This window comes from Dellaglioa sp. CoH-56-MRSF-11 (genome assembly GCF_056782135.1).
In genome coordinates this window covers 1-315 of the sequence record NZ_JBXAYE010000078.1, presented here as the reverse complement: position 1 = coordinate 315, position 315 = coordinate 1, and the positions used below count along the sequence as shown (strand labels likewise).

At 48.9% G+C, this 315-nt stretch carries 1 protein-coding gene; it reads right to left on the bottom strand.

All coding sequences use genetic code 11. The features are described from left to right. Positions 1 to 103: 103 nt before the first annotated feature. Positions 104 to 315, bottom strand: a 212-nt coding sequence (locus AC1RPT_RS07915) for a hypothetical protein (RefSeq protein ID WP_481763006.1), incomplete at its 5' end; no start/stop codon positions are given.

Genomic DNA, 315 nt, shown 5'->3' with positions numbered 1-315 from the left:
GTGTATGAAGTGCAGCACGTTCAGAGCTTCTAGTGGGAACTCTGTGTCGTTTATGAACAAGCTGACTTCTATACGATCTTTAATTGCGAAACTCATACGCCCCTCAGATCATAATCGGCTGTTGCTGTTGCTGGCTCTTGACCTGTGCACTCACATAGCCCTGAATGGCCGACTTAGTTGGAACGTTGATAGTCATACCCGGACAAATTTCGGACAACGGATCAGTTATGCCGTTATAGGCCATAAGTGCGCGCCACAAGCTTGTGTCTCCGTAGAACTTGTAGGCCAGCCCCGGAAGATTGGCCATGTCCAACA